General features: G+C 55.8%; 1 protein-coding gene. It reads right to left on the reverse strand.

Translation table 11 applies throughout. The features are described 5' to 3' along the window. The coding region (locus HMPREF2779_RS00360) for an ATP-binding cassette domain-containing protein (protein WP_233992152.1) at positions 1 to 413 on the reverse strand (413 nt) is incomplete at its 3' end. Positions 414 to 425 lie beyond the last annotated feature (12 nt).

The raw sequence follows: 425 nt of genomic DNA on the forward strand, positions 1-425 counted from the left end.
TCCCGGTAGGTTCCTTGCTCCACCACACACCCACCATCCAACACCACCACAGAATCAACACCACGCAACGTCCACGCACGATGAGACACCAACACCACCAAACGCCCAACAGCAGCCACCTTCAACCGAGCAAAAATCTCCTCCTCAGTCTCAGCATCCACAGCACTGGTCGGCTCATCCAACACCCACACCGGCGCATCCCGAAGAACCACACGCGCCAACGCCAAACGCTGCCACTGACCACCCGAAAGACCAACACCACCAAACGACTCACCCAACTGAGCATCCAAACCACCCTCAAGACCACGCACAAAATCATCAGCACAAGCCACCGACAAAGCCGACCACAAATCAGCATCACCAAGACGCTCAACCGCCGCCTGAGGCAAACCCAGAAGAAGATTTTCACGCACAGTCAGTTCATA

The organism is Rothia sp. HMSC069C03, from assembly GCF_001811075.1.
Lineage (GTDB): Bacteria > Actinomycetota > Actinomycetes > Actinomycetales > Micrococcaceae > Rothia > Rothia mucilaginosa.